Genomic DNA, 15,714 nt, shown 5'->3' with positions numbered 1-15,714 from the left:
GGACGGGGTTGGCATTGCCCGCCGTGCGATCGGTGGCGGGCAGGGAGGCTCTGCCGGTACCAGCGGCGGGTGCCGCTCAGCGGGGCCAGCGTTCCGGGGTGAAGCCGGCGTTCCACAGCTTCACCTGCTCGACCCGGTTGTGGTCGATCTCCAGCACTTCCAGCCGATAAGGGCCGATCTTCAGGCAGACGCCGCTTTCCGGCAGGCTCTCCAGCGCTTCGGTGATCAGGCCGTTGAGGGTTTTCGGTCCCTCGCTGGGCAGTTGCCAGGAAAGGCGCTGGTTCAGTTCGCGGATCAGCACGTTGCCGTTGATCCGGTAGCTGCCATCGCCGAGGGCCTGGATGCCTTGGGGGAAGGGCGTCTCCAGGCTGGCGAAGGTTCCGATCAGTTGCTGCAGGATGTCTTCCAGGCTGACCAGCCCCACCAGTTCGCCGTATTCGTCCACCACCAGGCCGAGCCGCCGCTGCTGCTTCTGGAAGTGGCGCAATTGCTTGGCCAGCGGGGTGCTTTGCGGGACGAAATAAGGCTCGCGGCTGGCGGCCAGCAGGGTGGCGGCGTCGAAGGTGCCCTCGCCCAGCAGGCGGGCGATCTGCCGCACGTGGATCACCCCTTGCACCTGGTTGATGTCGCCGCGGTAGAGCGGCAGGCGGCTGTGGGGCGTCCTGCCGAGCTGTTCGAGCATGCTCGCCGGCGTGCCGTCCAGGTCGAGCCCCTCGATCTGCCCGCGCGGCACCATCACTTCGTTGACGCTGAGGTGTTCCAGGGCGTGCAGCGGGTCCTCTTCCTGCGTCGGCGTCTGCCGCACGGCCGGGCTCCGGCGGCCCAGGGCCCACAGCAGAAAGGCGGCGAGGGCCAGGGCGATCGACAGGCCGAGCAGGAGTCCGCTGAAGAATCCGTTCATGGGTGCCACGTCAGATGTGCAGGATGAATTCGCGGACCAGCTTGCTGCCGAAATAGGCCAGCATCAGCAGGCAGAAGCCGGCGAGCGTCCAGCGGATGGCCTTGTGGCCCCGCCAGCCGAGGCGATGGCGGCCCCACAGCAGCACCCCGAACACCACCCAGGCGAAGCACGACAGGATGGTCTTGTGGGCCAGGTGCTGGGCGAATAGGTTCTCGACGAACAGCCAGCCCGACAACAGCGACAGCGAGAGCAGGCCCCAGCCGGCCCAGAGGAAGCCGAACAACAGGCTTTCCATGGTCTGCAGGGGCGGGAAGTTGCGAATCAGGCCGGACGGGTGCTTGTGCTTGAGCTGGTAGTCCTGGAGCAACAGCAGCAAGGATTGGAACACCGCCATGGTCAGCAGCCCGTAGGCGAGGATCGACAGCAGGATATGGGCGAGGATGCCCGGTTCCTCGTCGATCGGGCTGACCGTGCCCGAGGGCAGGAACTGCGCGAGCAGCACCGTCAGGCAGCCGAGCGGCAGGAGCACCAGCAGCAGGTTCTCCACCGGGATGCGCAGGCAGGCGACCAGGGTCAGCAGGATCACCGCGAAGGCGATCAGGCTGGCGGCATTGAAGAAGTCGAGGGACAGGCCCGGCACCGCATGCAATTGCATGAACAGGCTGCCGCCATGGAAGAACAGGGCGATCACGACGAGCAGCGCGAGCAGGGTCCTGTTCGGCTTTTCGTGTCTGGCCAGGCGAAGGCCTTGATAGAACGCGGCGCCGGCGTACAGGGCGGCGGCCGCCAGGCTGGGCAGCAGAGGGTGCATAAGTCCTTGTAAGGCAAGCCCGAAAGGGGGCGAGTGTGGCACAGAACCGCCCGCCCACGAAAGACCGCTGGCGGTGCGGCAGGCCGAAGTCTCCGATATAATCCGCCGCCTGCCGCATGTCCGGGCGCCCCGACCCTCGCCGTCGGCCCCGCCACCCGTTTCTGAAAGGAACCTGCATGTTCGAAAACCTGACCGACCGCCTCTCGCAGACGCTGCGCCACGTCACCGGCAAGGCCAAGTTGAGCGAAGAGAACATCAAGGACACCCTGCGCGAAGTGCGCATGGCGCTGCTGGAAGCGGACGTCGCGCTGCCGGTGGTCAAGGACTTCGTCAACAAGGTCAAGGACCGCGCGGTCGGCACCGAGGTGTCGAAGAGCCTGACCCCGGGCCAGGCGTTCGTGAAGATCGTGCGGGCCGAGCTCGAGACCCTGATGGGCGCCGCCAACGAAGACCTGGCGCTGAACGCCACGCCGCCGGCGGTGATCCTGATGGCCGGCTTGCAGGGCGCGGGCAAGACCACCACCGCCGGCAAGCTGGCGCGCTTCCTCAAGGAGCGCAAGAAGAAATCGGTGATGGTGGTCTCCGCCGACGTCTACCGCCCGGCGGCGATCAAGCAACTCGAAACCCTGGCCGGCGAAGTCGGCGCGATCTTCTTCCCCTCCGACCTGACGCAGAAGCCGGTGGCCATCGCCGAGGCGGCCATCCGCGAGGCCAAGCTCAAGTTCATCGACGTGGTCATCGTCGACACCGCCGGGCGGCTGCACGTCGACGCCGAGATGATGGACGAGATCAAGGCGGTCCACGCGGCGATCAACCCGGTGGAAACCCTGTTCGTGGTGGATGCGATGACCGGCCAGGACGCCGCCAACACCGCCAAGGCGTTCGACGAGGCGTTGCCGCTGACCGGCGTGGTGTTGACCAAGGTAGACGGCGACGCCCGTGGCGGTGCCGCGCTGTCGGTGCGCGCCATCACCGGCAAGCCGATCAAGTTCCTCGGCATGGGCGAGAAGAGCGAAGCCCTCGACCCCTTCCACCCGGATCGGATCGCATCGCGCATCCTCGGCATGGGCGACGTACTCAGCCTGATCGAGCAGGCCGAGCAGACCCTGGATCGCGAGAAGGCGGAGAAGCTCACCAAGAAACTGAAGAAAGGCAAGGGCTTCGACCTCGAGGACTTCCGCGACCAGTTGCAGCAGATGAAGAACATGGGCGGCCTCGGCGGCCTGATGGACAAGCTGCCGCAGATCGGCGGGGTCAACCTGGCGCAGATGGGCAGCGCACAAGGCGTGGCGGAAAAGCAATTCAAGCAGATGGAGGCGATCATCAACTCCATGACCCCCGCCGAGCGCCGCGATCCGGACGTCATCAGCGGCTCGCGCAAGCGGCGCATCGCCCTGGGTTCCGGCACCCAGGTGCAGGACGTGGGCAAGCTGATCAAGCAGCACAAGCAGATGCAGAAGATGATGAAGAAATTCACCGCCAAGGGCGGCATGGCCAAAATGATGCGCGGCATGGGCGGGATGTTCCCCGGCGGCGGCATGCCCAAGATGTGAGGGCAGGGCGCTCCCCGGAGCGCCGTCCCGATCGCCGGACTAAAAAGACATTTGCATTAGTCCGGATAATCCTTAGAATATGCGGCCTTTCGGGCCCCCGGCCCAAGCCTGCAATATCGTTTGCAAAGCACCGACTACAGGAACGAAGTTCAATGGTAACCATCCGTCTTGCCCGTGGCGGCTCCAAGAAGCGCCCCTTCTACCACCTGACCGTGACCAACAGCCGCAATGCGCGCGACGGTCGTTTCGTGGAGCGTATCGGTTTCTTCAATCCGATCGCCACTGGCGCCGAAGTGAAGTTGTCCGTCGACCAGGAACGCGCCACCTACTGGCTGAGCCAGGGTGCACAGCCTTCCGAGCGCGTCGCTCAACTGCTCAAGGAAGCCGCTAAGGCCGCCGCCTGAGCGCACTCCGGCAGACCGTCATGAATACGCTGCCCGCTGATGCCGAGGACCTCATCGTTCTCGGCAAGATCGTTTCGGTACACGGTATTCGTGGCGAGGTGAAGGTCTACTCCTTCACCGATCCGCTGGACAACTTGCTGGATTATCGCCGTTGGACGCTCCGGCGCGACGGTGAGACCCGCCAGGTCGAAGTGAGCGCTGGCCGGCTCCAGGGCAAAGTCCTGGTGGCGCGGCTCAAGGGGCTCGAAGATCGGGAAATCGCGCGAACCTACGCCGGTTTCGAAATCTGCGTACCCCGCGACTCGCTGCCCGACCTGAGCGAGGGCGAATATTACTGGTACCAGTTGGAAGGCCTCAAGGTGATCGATCAGCACGGACAATTGTTCGGCGTCATCGACCACCTGCTGGAAACCGGCGCCAACGATGTGATTGCGGTGAAGCCCTGCGCGGGTAGCCTGGACGGTCGCGAACGCCTGTTGCCCTATACCGAGCAATGCGTGATTTCGATCGACCTGGCCGCTGGCGAGATGCGGGTGGACTGGGACGCGGACTTCTGAAGCCCATGGCAATACCATGAGATTCGACGTCATCACGTTGTTTCCCGACATGTTCGCCGCCATCGGCGAGTACGGCATCACCAGCCGTGCGGTCAAACAGGGCCTGCTCGAACTGACCTGCTGGAATCCGCGCACCTACACCGAGGATCGCCACCAGACGGTGGACGACCGACCCTTCGGGGGCGGGCCGGGCATGGTGATGAAGATTCAACCCCTGGAGCGCGCGCTGGCGGCAGCCCGCGAGGCGGCCGGGGAGCGGGCGAAGGTGATCTACCTGTCGCCGCAAGGTCGCCCGCTGGTACAGGCGGCCGTGCGTGAACTGGCGAAAGAGGACGCGCTGATCCTCATCGCCGGGCGCTACGAAGGCATCGACGAGCGTTTCATCGAAGCGCACGTGGACGAAGAATGGTCGATCGGCGATTACGTGTTGTCCGGCGGTGAGCTGCCGGCGATGGTGCTGATTGATGCGGTGACCCGCTTGCTGCCCGGTGCATTGGGCCATGCGGATTCCGCCGAGGAGGATTCGTTTACCGACGGCCTGCTCGACTGCCCGCACTACACCCGTCCCGAGGTGTACGCGGGTAAAGGTGTTCCGGGGGTGCTGCTCAGCGGCAACCACGAACACATCCGGCGCTGGCGTTTGCAGCAGTCCCTCGGAAGGACCTACGAACGCCGCACCGATCTTCTGGATTGCCGCTCGCTTTCTGGAGAAGAGAAAAAGCTGTTGGCGGAATACCTTCGCCAGCGGGACGATAGTTAACGTATCGATGGCGAGTCTGACGGCTTGTCTTAGGAGCACAGCATGAGCAACAAGATCATTCAGCAGATCGAAGCTGAACAAATGAATAAAGAGATCCCGGCGTTCGCCCCCGGCGACACCGTGATCGTTCAAGTGAAAGTGAAGGAAGGTGACCGTCAGCGTCTGCAGGCCTTCGAAGGCGTGGTCATCGCCAAGCGCAACCGCGGCCTGAACAGCGCCTTCACCGTGCGCAAGATCTCCAGCGGTGTCGGCGTGGAGCGTACCTTCCAGACCTACTCCCCGCTGGTCGAGAGCCTGAGCGTCAAGCGCCGCGGCGACGTGCGCAAGGCCAAGCTGTACTACCTCCGCGACCTGTCCGGCAAGGCAGCGCGCATCAAGGAAAAACTGGCCTGAGTCCGGTTCTCTCCTTCGCGAAAAGGCAGCCTTCGGGCTGCCTTTTTCGTTTCCGCTCCCGCGTCTCGGCGCCGCGCTTCCCTGGTGCGGGTCGCCTCCAGCCTCCTCAAGTTCGCTGGTGGGAACGGCCCGGCTATGGAAAACTGCCAGCCCCTCGAACGGTTGCCGCTCGCCACGATGTCTACCCTGGATCACCCCCTGATCGACCGCTTCCTCGATACGCTCTGGCTGGAGAAGGGTCTTTCGGTGCATACCCGCTCCGCCTACCGCAGTGACCTGGCCCACTACAACGCCTGGCTCGATGGGCGAGGCTTGAGCCTGGAGCGGGCCGGCCGCGAGCCGATCCTCGATTACCTGGGCTGGCGCCTGGGCGAAGGGTACAAGGCACGTTCGACGGCGCGCTTTCTCTCCGGTCTGCGGGGGTTCTACCGGTTCCTTCTGCGCGAGCGCGTGATCGCCGAAGACCCCACCCTGCAGATCGAACTGCCACGGCTTGGGCGTCCCTTGCCCAAGTCCCTCTCGGAACAGGATGTCGAAGCCCTGCTGGCGGCGCCCGACCTGGACGACCCGATCGGCCTGCGCGACCGGGCGATGTTCGAGGTGCTCTACGCCTGCGGTTTGCGGGTCAGCGAATTGGTGGGCCTGACCCTGGAACAGGTCAACCTGCGCCAGGGGGTGCTGCGGGTCTTCGGCAAGGGCAGCAAGGAACGCCTGGTGCCCCTCGGCGAGGAAGCCATCGCCTGGCTGGAGCGTTACCAGCGCGAGGCGCGGCCGATGTTGCTGGGCGGCAAGCCGAGCGATGTGCTGTTCCCCAGCCAGCGCGGCGAGCAGATGACCCGGCAAACCTTCTGGCACCGCATCAAGCATCAGGCCCAGGTCGCCGGGATCCGCAGGGCGCTTTCGCCGCACACCCTGCGCCATGCCTTCGCCACCCACTTGCTGAACCATGGCGCCGACTTGCGGGTGGTGCAGATGCTGCTCGGCCACAGCGACCTGTCCACCACGCAGATCTATACCCATATCGCCAAGGCCCGCTTGCAGGACCTGCACGCCCATCACCACCCGCGGGGCTGAGCCCGCCGCTCGGCAGTCCATGGCCACGACCGCGGAGCGATCTGTGATAGGCTTTCCCGATTCCAGACAGGAGTGCTACATGCGCGTTTCTCGTATGCTGACCGGCGTGGCGCTCGCCTTCGCCGCCGTCGCCACCCAGGCTGCCGATCCCGACCAGGCGATCCGCCAGACCCTCAAGTCCATCCAGCCGGATCTGCCGATCGAGGCGGTGTCCGAGAGCCCCTTGACCGGTATCTATCAGGTCCACCTCAAGGGCGGTCGCCTGTTGTACGCCAGCGGCGACGGCCAGTTCGTCATGCAGGGCATGCTCTTCAAGGTCGAGAACGGCGAAGCCGTCAACCTGACCCAGAAAGCCGAAAGCAAGGGCATCGCCAAGGAAATCGCCAGCATTCCCACCAGCGACATGGTGGTCTTCGCGCCGAAGAACCCGAAGACGCACATCACCGTCTTCACCGATACCGACTGCGGGTACTGCCAGAAGCTGCACAGCGAGGTGGCGGAGTTGAACCGCCAGGGCGTCGAGGTTCGTTACGTCGCCTTCCCGCGCCAGGGCATCGGCTCCCACGGCTACAACACCTTGGTCAGCGTCTGGTGTTCCAAGGACCGCCAGGCGGCGATGAACCTGGCGAAGAATCGCGAGGAAGTCCCGGCGGCGAAGTGCGACAACCCGGTCGCCAAGGAATACCAGCTCGGCCAATCCATCGGCGTCAATGGCACCCCGGCCATCGTGCTCGCCGACGGCGAACTGATCCCCGGCTACCAGCCCGCACCCGACCTGGCGAAGCTCGCCTTGCAGGCCGGTGGCGAGTCCACGCAGGTCAGCCGCACCAACTGAGTCGAACCGCCTATCGGGCGCGACATCCGCGCGCGTCCGTTGGGCAAACCTCTGCGTCGCGACCCGTTCGAATGGGTATCGGGTCCACGACCCGGCCCACCCGAGGAGGTCACATGAAACTCGAAGGTTCCTGCCACTGCCGGGCCGTTCGCTTTTCCCTGGAGTCCGCGCAGCCCTATCCCTTCATGCGTTGCTACTGCTCGATTTGTCGCAAGACCGCGGGCGGCGGTGGCTATGCGATCAACCTGGGGGGCGACAACCGCACCCTGAAGATCCATGGCCGCGAGCACATCGCTGTCTACCGCGCGCGTCTCGAGCAAGCGGATGGCAGCATGGCGCTGAGTTCCGGGCATCGCCACTTCTGCAAGACCTGCGGCAGCGCGCTCTGGCTGTGGGACCCGAACTGGCCGGATCTCCTGCATCCCCACGCTTCGGCCATCGACACGCCCCTGCCGGTTCCTCCCGAGCACACCCACCTGATGCTCGACTCCAAGGCCTCCTGGGTCGAGGTGAAACGTGGCGAGGAGGATCGCTGTTTCGCCGATTACCCCGACGAATCCCTGGCCGACTGGCACGAGCGCCATGGCCTGAGTGATATCTGAGCGAGCGGAGGCGGTCCTTCCACGGCCCAACCTTATTTGACTAAAGACCGGGCGCTTCGTAATGTTCGGCTCTTTTCCTCGGTCGGACGGCCCGATCGTCAGCAGTAATGGGGAGTGCAGCGTGAAACCGGTCAAAGTAGGTATCTGTGGGTTGGGGACCGTCGGGGGCGGCACCTTCAATGTCCTCCAGCGCAACGCCGAGGAAATCGCCCGCCGCGCCGGCCGCGAGATCGAAGTCGCGCAGATCGCGGCCCGTCGTCCCAACCCAAGATGCAGCACCGGCGAGACTCCCCTGACCGCCGACATTTTCGAACTGGCCGACAACCCCGAAATCGATATCGTCGTCGAGCTGATCGGCGGTTACAGCCTGGCTCGCGATCTGGTGCTCAAGGCCATCGACAACGGCAAGCACGTGGTCACCGCCAACAAGGCGCTGATCGCCGTCCATGGCAACGAGATCTTCGCCCGCGCCCGTGAAAAAGGCGTGATCGTCGCCTTCGAGGCCGCCGTGGCGGGCGGCATCCCGGTGATCAAGGCGATCCGCGAAGGCCTGGCGGCGAACCAGATCAACTGGCTGGCCGGCATCATCAACGGCACCGGCAATTTCATCCTCAGCGAGATGCGCGAGAAAGGCCGCGCCTTCGACGACGTGCTCCAGGAAGCCCAGGCGCTCGGCTACGCCGAAGCCGACCCGACTTTCGACGTGGAGGGCATAGATGCGGCGCACAAGCTGACCATCCTCGCTTCCATCGCTTTCGGCATTCCCCTGCAGTTCGACAAGGCCTACACCGAGGGCATCAGTCAGTTGGCCACCGCCGACGTCGGCTATGCCGAAGCGCTGGGGTACCGGATCAAGCACCTGGGCGTCGCCCGGCGCACCGCCAGCGGCATCGAATTGCGCGTCCATCCCACGTTGATTCCCGCCGACCGCTTGATCGCCAACGTCAACGGCGTGATGAACGCCGTGATGGTCAATGGCGATGCGGTGGGCAGCACGCTGTTCTACGGTTCCGGCGCCGGCATGGAGCCGACCGCCTCGGCGGTGGTGGCCGACCTGGTGGACGTGGTGCGGGCGATGACCTCCGACCCGGAGAACCGCGTGCCGCACCTGGCGTTCCAGCCCGACTCGCTGTCCGACCATCCGATCTTGCCCATCGGCGCCTGCGAAAGCGCCTACTATCTGCGCATCCAGGCCAAGGATCACCCGGGCGTGCTGGCCCAGGTCGCGACCATCCTGTCCGAGCGCGGCATCAACATCGAGTCGATCATGCAGAAGGAAGCCGAGGAGCACGACGGCCTGGTGCCGATGATCCTGGTCACCCATCGGGTGATCGAGGCGCGCATCGACGACGCCATCGCCGCCCTGGAGGCTCTGGAAGGCGTCGCCGGCCGCGTGGTCCGCATCCGCGTCGAGCAGCTCAGCTGAGACGAATCATGAATCCTGTCGCGGCAGGTCGCCGCTCGCGGACATCCGGCAACCGCCGTTTCCCGTGACGAGCCGACGCGCCGCGCGAACCCCAAGGTTTTGAACATGCGCTACATCAGTACCCGCGGCCAAGCGCCTGCGCTGAATTTCGAAGACGTGCTGCTCACCGGTCTGGCCAGCGACGGCGGCCTCTATGTGCCGGAAAACCTGCCGCGCTTCACCCTGGAGGAAATCGCGTCCTGGGCCGACCTGCCGTACCACGAGCTGGCGTTCCGGGTGATGCGCCCCTTCGTCGCCGGCAGCATCGCCGACGCGGATTTCCGCCGGATTCTCGAAGAAACCTACTCGGTGGGCGAGAAGGGCGTGTTCGCCCACGAGGCGGTCGCACCGCTGCGCCCGTTGAAGGGTAACGAATGGGTCCTGGAGCTGTTCCACGGCCCGACCCTGGCGTTCAAGGACTTCGCCCTGCAATTGCTGGGACGCCTGCTCGACCACGTGCTGGAGAAGCGCGGCGAGCGCGTGGTGATCCTCGGCGCGACCTCCGGGGACACCGGTTCCGCGGCGATCGAAGGCTGCCGCCGCTGCGCCAACGTCGACATCTTCATCCTCCACCCCCATCAACGGGTGTCCGAGGTGCAGCGCCGGCAGATGACCACCATCCTCGGCGACAACATCCACAACATCGCGGTCGAAGGCAACTTCGACGATTGCCAGGAGATGGTCAAGGCGAGCTTCGCCGATCAGGGCTTCCTCAAGGGCACCCGGCTGGTGGCGGTGAACTCGATCAACTGGGCGCGGATCATGGCCCAGATCGTCTACTACTTCCACGCGGCGCTGCAGCTCGGCGCGCCGGCGCGTTCCATCGCCTTCTCGGTGCCGACGGGCAATTTCGGCGATATCTTCGCCGGCTACCTGGCGCGCAACATGGGCCTGCCGATCAGCCAGTTGATCGTCGCCACCAACCGCAACGACATCCTGCACCGCTTCATGAGCGGCAATCGCTACGCCAAGGAAACCCTGCATCCGACGCTTTCGCCGTCCATGGACATCATGGTGTCGTCCAACTTCGAGCGCCTGCTGTTCGACCTGCACGGGCGTAACGGGGCCGCCATCGCCGCGCTGATGGACAGCTTCCGCCAGGGTGGCGGTTTCAGCGTCGAGGACGAGCGCTGGAGCGAGGCGCGCAAGCTCTTCGATTCCCTGGCGGTCAGCGACGCGGAAACCTGCTCGACCATCGCCGAGGTGTTCGATGCCTGTGGCGAACTGCTCGATCCCCATACCGCCATCGGCGTGCGGGCCGCGCGCGAATGCCGGCGCAGCCTGAGCTCGCCGATGGTGACCCTGGGCACCGCCCATCCGGTGAAGTTTCCCGATGCGGTGCGGGAAGCCGGCGTGGCTCGGGCGTTGGAGCTGCCCGCGCACCTGGCCGACCTGTTCCAGCGCGAGGAGCGCTGTACGGTCCTGCCCAACCAGTTGCAGGCGATCCAGGCATTCGTCGGTCAACACGGCAATCGCGGCAAGCCGCTCTGAGGCACCGCGAGACGCAAGGCCGGCCATGTGCCGGCCTTTTGCCTTGTAGCTCGGGACGATTTGAGGTATGAGTTTATAGAACTTCAGGGCATAACCTGGGGTCAGTGATAAACCTACTTCAACTCTTTCTACAGGTGATCGACATGGACAGCACAGCCCAATTGCTGGTTGACGCCCTGGCGCCTTACGAGGTGGACCTGGGCCTCGCCCGTCCCGATGGCGGACGGGTGATTACACTGCGGAACGAAGCGGGCGAGGTGGTGGTGGAGCGTCTGGTGCGGCAGATCGAGCTGAACGATCGTACGTTGCTCACCGACGTCGTGGATGGCCTCAGGCGCGACCTGCTGGTCCGTGGGGCTCGCATCGACCCGATGGTCGCGGCCGCGGCGCTCGATCGCACGCGCGTGCGCAGTTTCGCCGCTTTATAGCCGACGCTTTGCCTGTGGAAAATGAGCCCCGCCCGTCGCGGGGCTTTTTTCTGGGGAACATGTTGCGAAAACCGCAGTCAGTATCTTTACGGCGCGTCATACCATTCCGCTCCTATGGTGACCCCACGCGCCGGCCTGGCTTGTCTCCCAATAAGCCGGGTGTTTGACCCCGAGCCTCCCTCCCCAGGGCTCGGGGTTTATTTTTTTCCGGCCTTTCAATTCCCTTTCATCCCCTGATTTTCGCGAACGCGGCCAGACAGCGGCGTAGCCGTGCATCCGCCAGCAGGGGCGCCAGGGTCATTCCCTGGTTGCCCTCGAGATTCACCCAGCGCAGTTCCTCCAGTTCGGCGGCCGGCTGCAAGCGGCTTTCGCCAGGCAGGGTGCCCGGTTCCTGGTCGGAGGCCGCGGCCAGCGGCCATGCGCCGACGAACAATTCGGCCTCGATGCGCGTGTCGGGCTCGTTGGCGGCTACCGCGCTGAAGCGCCCGAGCGGCTGGAGCGCCGTGGTGTCGAGGCGCAGGTGCAACTCCTCCCAGAGCTCGCGCGCCAAGGCCTGGTGGGCGCTTTCGCCGGCTTCGTATTTACCGCCAGGCAGCATGAAAGCCTGGGTTCCGCGCTTGCGCACCAGCAGGAGTCGCCCTTGGTCGTCGTGCAGGCAGGCCGCGGCGATGGTCAGAATGGATGTCACGTGAGGCTCCGAAGGAATGGCGCCGGCAGGCGCGGGGCAGGGCATGGGCTCCGCCCGCCAGGATACCCGCGAGCCTGGAAGAATGCCGGCGTTCGATGGACGACGCGGGCGTTCCGGGGCGACAACCGTTACCCTATGCCGTCGTTTCCGCCGTTTTTCATCGAGGTGCCCGTGTTTGCCCAATTCGCCCTGCACGAACGTCTGCTCAAGGCCGTCGCCGAGCTGAACTTCGCCACACCCACTCCCGTGCAGGTGGCGGCCATTCCGCCAGCGCTCGAAGGCCGCGATTTGCGGGTGACCGCCCAGACCGGCAGCGGCAAGACCGCCGCCTTTCTCCTGCCGCTGTTGAACGGCCTGATGGGCGACCCGCAACCGAGGGTGCGGGTGCGCGGCTTGATCCTGTTGCCGACCCGCGAGCTGGCCCAGCAGACCCTCAAGGAAGTCGAGCGCTTCGCCCAGTTCACCTTCATCAAGTCCGGGCTGGTCACCGGCGGCGAGGACTTCAAGGTACAGGCGGCGATGCTGCGCAAGGTGCCGGACATCCTCATCGCCACACCCGGACGGCTGATCGAGCACCTCAACGGCGGCAAGCTGGATCTGACCGAGGTGGAAGTGCTGATCCTCGACGAAGCGGACCGCATGCTGGACATGGGGTTTTCCGAGGACGTCGACCGGATCACCGCGCTCTGCGCCGGGCGCCGGCAGACCCTGCTGTTCTCCGCCACCACCGGCGGCGCCGCATTGCGCGAGATGGCCACGGCGGTCCTGCGCGACCCCCTGCACCTGCAGTTGAACAGCATCGGCGACCTCAGCGAAGGCACCCGCCAGCAGATCATCACCGCCGACGACACCCTGCACAAGGAACGCCTGGTGCAATGGCTGCTGGCCAACGAGACCTATCAGAAGGCACTGATCTTCACCAATACCCGAGTCCAGGCCGATCGCTTGAGCGGCCTGCTCATCGCCTGCCAGTTCAAGGTCTTCGTGCTGCATGGGGAGAAGGACCAGAAGGATCGCAAGCTGGCCATCGACCGGCTGAAACAGGGCGCGGTGAAAATCCTCGTGGCCACCGATGTGGCGGCCCGCGGCCTGGATGTCGAAGGCCTCGACCTGGTGATCAACTTCGATATGCCGCGCTCGGGCGACGAATACGTGCACCGCGTCGGGCGCACCGGGCGCGCCGGCACCCAGGGCCTGGCGATTTCCCTCATCTGCCACAACGACTGGAACCTGATGTCCAGCATCGAGCGTTACCTCAAGCAACGCTTCGAGCGACGGGTGATCAAGGACCTCAAGGGCAGCTACAGCGGCCCGAAGAAGGTCAAGGCGTCCGGCAAGGCGGTAGGGGTCAAGAAAAAGAAAGGCGACAAGAAGACCGAAAAGGCCGCGCCCAAGCGCAAGCCGGTTTCACGGCGCCCTCGGGACAGCGCGCCTTCGGCGCTGGTCAGCCAGGACGGCCTGGCGCCGCTCAAGCGGAAGAAGACCGAGCAGTAGCGCCGGCTGGACGGGGCGTCGCCGACGACGCCCGGAGTCCCCGATTCACGGAGCCTTGTGGGTGCCCTTCACCGGGTCGGCCTGGCGCTCGGCCTGATCCAGCTCCTGCAGACGCTTGTCATAGGCGGCACAGTCGTCCGGCAGGGTTTCCGCGGAGCTCTTGACGTGCATCTGGTTGAGCTCCTGGTTGATCTCCTTGGCTTTCTGCGGGTTCTGCTCGGTCACCTGCTTGACCTTTTCCGCCAGTTGCTGGGCCTTGGCGGTGGCTTCGTCCGGGGTGCAGGTGGCGAATGCCGAGAGAGGCGCGAGCAGGGTCAGTGCCAGGCCCAGGGGGAGAAAGGTTTTCATCGGTCGGCTCCTTGAGATGAGTGCGTATGGCTATTCGGTGGATAGCCGGCGCGGGTGGAAAGTTCAGCGCACCCGGTCCCGGCTCTGCACGGCGAGGTCCAGGGCTTTCTGCATGTCCAGGCGCGCCGAGCGACCGATGTCCTTGTTCTTGAGATCGTAGTTTCGTTCGGACGGAATGATCGGCGCGGTGAGATCGTCGCCCTGGACGGGCTCGAAGTCGTATTCCTCGCCGATGGTCATGGCGCTGCGGCGCAGCAGCATGCGCAGCTGCTCCGGTTGCAGCTTCGGGTTGATCGACAGCATGGCGGCGACGATGCCGGTCACCATCGGTGTGGCGTAGGAGGTGCCGCAATGCACCGCGCCCCGTTCGCCTGGCTTCAGGGTCGAGGCGCGGGTGCAGGCCGAGGCGGTGATGTCGACGCGCATGTCGATGTTCGAGGTTTCGCGCTTGACCGCGTAGGCGGGGTCATCGACGGCGACGCCGTCCCGTTCGCTGCGCTGGTGGCCGCCGACCACCAGCAACTGTTCGGTGATGAAGGAGGAGGGCAGGCGGTATTCGTCCTGGCCGGAGAAGGACGAGCCGTTACCGGCCGAGTTCACCACCACCACGTCCGGGTGCTCGCGGCGCAGCCAGAGAAAGAATTCCTCGAGCAGTTCCTCGTAGCCGCCCATGGCGATCCCCGAGCGCACCAGGGAATCGACTTCGTCGCCCTCGACGTTCTTCGCGCCGACCCGGTGGATGCCCCAGCTCCAGTTCAGCACCCGCACGCCGTCCTCCACCAGGTTCACCGAGGCCGCGACGTTGGCGGTGATGCCGGCGTCCGAATTGCGTTCGACGATCACCTCGAAGCCCGGCCCCGCACCATCCAGGCCGCTGAGGAAGCCGGTATTGCCCCCGGCGTCCCACTTCGCCGCGAGAATGCCCGCGACCGTCGAACCATGGGTATCGGGTTTGGCGGCGTCCCGGGCGTACAGGCAGGTACCCGCGCGTTCCGGGCGGCAGGGTCCCAGGTAGTCGGCGAAGTCCGCGGAATCGAAGTCCACGTCGCGCTCGATCACGCCGATGCGCAACGGCGTGGTCTGGATCGGCGAGGGCTTGGCGGGAATACGGCGCCGGTAGTAATTCACCGCGTCCATGAACCGGTTGGCCGCCCACTCGTCGCCGCTGGGCTTCTCGGGCTTCTCGGGCTTCTCGCCGGCTTCGCCTTCCTCGCCCTTCTCCGGGGCCGACTCCTCGACCACCACGGCATCGACGCTGACCTCGCTGCCCAGGCGCAGCACCAGCGCGTCGCGTTCGACGAGGGTCTTCGCCGGCAGGCGCAATTGGTAGAGGTTCAGCGCGGGGATGGCGCCCACCACCTTGGCGGCGTATTTGTCCGCGAGGCGTTTCGCCTCGTCGAGGCCGGCATGGTCTTCCTCGATCAGCACGCTGACCAGGTCCACGTAGGTGGTCAGGCCATCCATGTTCTTCGCCACTTCGTCCGGCTTGGCGGCGAGCACCTGGCTGTCGTTCAGCGACAGCCACACCGGGTTGCTCTCGCGGCCGCCCTGGCGCAGGCGCAGGGGGCCGCTACGCAGGCGGCTGGCCTGCAGGCCCAGGCGCAGGCCGCTGCCTTCGCGGTGGACCTGGGCCGGGGGCAGCTCGCGTTCGTTCAGCAGCACCTCGAATTCGCCCTCGGCAAGGCCCGCCGCGCCCAGGCAGAAATCCTGATGCTCGCGCTCCAGCAGGTCGCCGCAGCGTTGCAGCCGCTCGATGCGCAGCCCCTCTTCGGCATTGGCGCCGAAGACACTGCCCAGGCCGGTGAGCAGCAGCGGTAGCCAGAACGAACGAGGGGAAGGGCGGGGGGGCGAATGCGGCAACGACGTCATGGACAGCCAGGCTCCGATATGAGATGTGGGGTGTGACTGCG

At 65.4% G+C, this 15,714-nt stretch carries 17 protein-coding genes; 12 read left to right on the top strand and 5 right to left on the bottom strand.

The genetic code is table 11. From position 1 onward, the window contains the following. Positions 1 to 76: 76 nt before the first annotated feature. Entirely contained in the window at positions 77 to 901 is an 825-nt protein-coding gene (locus tag OGL92_RS16250; RefSeq protein WP_263145376.1) for a transporter associated domain-containing protein, read from the bottom strand. A 10-nt stretch (positions 902 to 911) separates the two neighbouring features. After that, on the bottom strand, positions 912 to 1,712 hold the full coding sequence (gene ccsA, locus OGL92_RS16245) for a cytochrome c biogenesis protein CcsA (protein ID WP_263145372.1): 801 nt from the start codon (positions 1,710 to 1,712) through the stop codon (positions 912 to 914). Between the two features lie 176 nt (positions 1,713 to 1,888). Between ccsA and ffh the strand changes: the two genes are divergently transcribed. From ffh to OGL92_RS16190, 11 genes are all read left to right on the top strand, one after another. Further along, the gene (gene ffh, locus OGL92_RS16240; protein WP_263145367.1) at positions 1,889 to 3,265 is read left to right on the top strand and encodes a signal recognition particle protein; all 1,377 of its coding nucleotides are present in this window, start codon (positions 1,889 to 1,891) and stop codon (positions 3,263 to 3,265) included. 152 nt (positions 3,266 to 3,417) lie between these two features. Continuing rightward, positions 3,418 to 3,669: a 30S ribosomal protein S16 gene (gene rpsP / locus OGL92_RS16235; RefSeq protein ID WP_263145365.1), complete on the top strand. Its 252-nt coding sequence runs from the start codon at positions 3,418 to 3,420 to the stop codon at positions 3,667 to 3,669. A gap of 20 nt (positions 3,670 to 3,689) precedes the next feature. Next, the gene (gene rimM, locus OGL92_RS16230) at positions 3,690 to 4,226 is read left to right on the top strand and encodes a ribosome maturation factor RimM (protein WP_263145362.1); all 537 of its coding nucleotides are present in this window, start codon (positions 3,690 to 3,692) and stop codon (positions 4,224 to 4,226) included. A 16-nt stretch (positions 4,227 to 4,242) separates the two neighbouring features. Then, a complete protein-coding gene (gene trmD, locus OGL92_RS16225; RefSeq protein WP_263145359.1) occupies positions 4,243 to 4,986 on the top strand; it encodes a tRNA (guanosine(37)-N1)-methyltransferase TrmD in 744 nt (247 codons plus the stop codon). Positions 4,987 to 5,028: 42 nt separating this feature from the next. Continuing rightward, positions 5,029 to 5,379 carry a 50S ribosomal protein L19 gene (gene rplS, locus OGL92_RS16220; protein ID WP_263145358.1) on the top strand — a complete coding sequence of 117 codons (351 nt, stop codon included), beginning with the start codon at positions 5,029 to 5,031 and terminating at the stop codon, positions 5,377 to 5,379. A 177-nt stretch (positions 5,380 to 5,556) separates the two neighbouring features. After that, complete coding sequence (gene xerD / locus OGL92_RS16215) at positions 5,557 to 6,453, top strand: site-specific tyrosine recombinase XerD (protein WP_263145460.1); 897 nt, start codon at positions 5,557 to 5,559, stop codon at positions 6,451 to 6,453. Positions 6,454 to 6,532: 79 nt separating this feature from the next. Next, entirely contained in the window at positions 6,533 to 7,288 is a 756-nt protein-coding gene (locus tag OGL92_RS16210) for a DsbC family protein (RefSeq protein WP_263145356.1), read from the top strand. 113 nt (positions 7,289 to 7,401) lie between these two features. After that, the gene (locus OGL92_RS16205; protein ID WP_263145353.1) at positions 7,402 to 7,890 is read left to right on the top strand and encodes a GFA family protein; all 489 of its coding nucleotides are present in this window, start codon (positions 7,402 to 7,404) and stop codon (positions 7,888 to 7,890) included. Between the two features lie 121 nt (positions 7,891 to 8,011). Beyond that, entirely contained in the window at positions 8,012 to 9,316 is a 1,305-nt protein-coding gene (locus OGL92_RS16200) for a homoserine dehydrogenase (protein ID WP_263145350.1), read from the top strand. A 105-nt stretch (positions 9,317 to 9,421) separates the two neighbouring features. Then, positions 9,422 to 10,846, top strand: a complete 1,425-nt coding sequence (thrC, locus tag OGL92_RS16195; protein WP_263145348.1) for a threonine synthase — start codon at positions 9,422 to 9,424, stop codon at positions 10,844 to 10,846. A 143-nt stretch (positions 10,847 to 10,989) separates the two neighbouring features. Further along, positions 10,990 to 11,274, top strand: a complete 285-nt coding sequence (locus OGL92_RS16190; RefSeq protein WP_263145347.1) for a DUF3509 domain-containing protein — start codon at positions 10,990 to 10,992, stop codon at positions 11,272 to 11,274. Positions 11,275 to 11,500: 226 nt separating this feature from the next. On the opposite strand, the gene OGL92_RS16185 is transcribed toward OGL92_RS16190, so the two are convergent. Beyond that, positions 11,501 to 11,962: an NUDIX domain-containing protein gene (locus tag OGL92_RS16185; RefSeq protein ID WP_263145344.1), complete on the bottom strand. Its 462-nt coding sequence runs from the start codon at positions 11,960 to 11,962 to the stop codon at positions 11,501 to 11,503. A gap of 171 nt (positions 11,963 to 12,133) precedes the next feature. Between OGL92_RS16185 and OGL92_RS16180 the strand changes: the two genes are divergently transcribed. Next, the gene (locus OGL92_RS16180) at positions 12,134 to 13,456 is read left to right on the top strand and encodes a DEAD/DEAH box helicase (RefSeq protein ID WP_263145342.1); all 1,323 of its coding nucleotides are present in this window, start codon (positions 12,134 to 12,136) and stop codon (positions 13,454 to 13,456) included. A gap of 45 nt (positions 13,457 to 13,501) precedes the next feature. Here the strand turns inward: OGL92_RS16180 and OGL92_RS16175 are convergent, their stop codons facing one another. Both OGL92_RS16175 and OGL92_RS16170 read right to left on the bottom strand, forming a co-directional pair. Continuing rightward, positions 13,502 to 13,804: a hypothetical protein gene (locus OGL92_RS16175; RefSeq protein WP_263145340.1), complete on the bottom strand. Its 303-nt coding sequence runs from the start codon at positions 13,802 to 13,804 to the stop codon at positions 13,502 to 13,504. Positions 13,805 to 13,867: 63 nt separating this feature from the next. Next, complete coding sequence (locus OGL92_RS16170) at positions 13,868 to 15,673, bottom strand: S8/S53 family peptidase (RefSeq protein WP_263145338.1); 1,806 nt, start codon at positions 15,671 to 15,673, stop codon at positions 13,868 to 13,870. Positions 15,674 to 15,714 lie beyond the last annotated feature (41 nt).

Source organism: Pseudomonas sp. RIT-PI-AD (assembly GCF_025642785.1).
GTDB lineage: Bacteria > Pseudomonadota > Gammaproteobacteria > Pseudomonadales > Pseudomonadaceae > Pseudomonas_T.
This window is presented reverse-complemented; position numbering and strand designations above follow the sequence as displayed.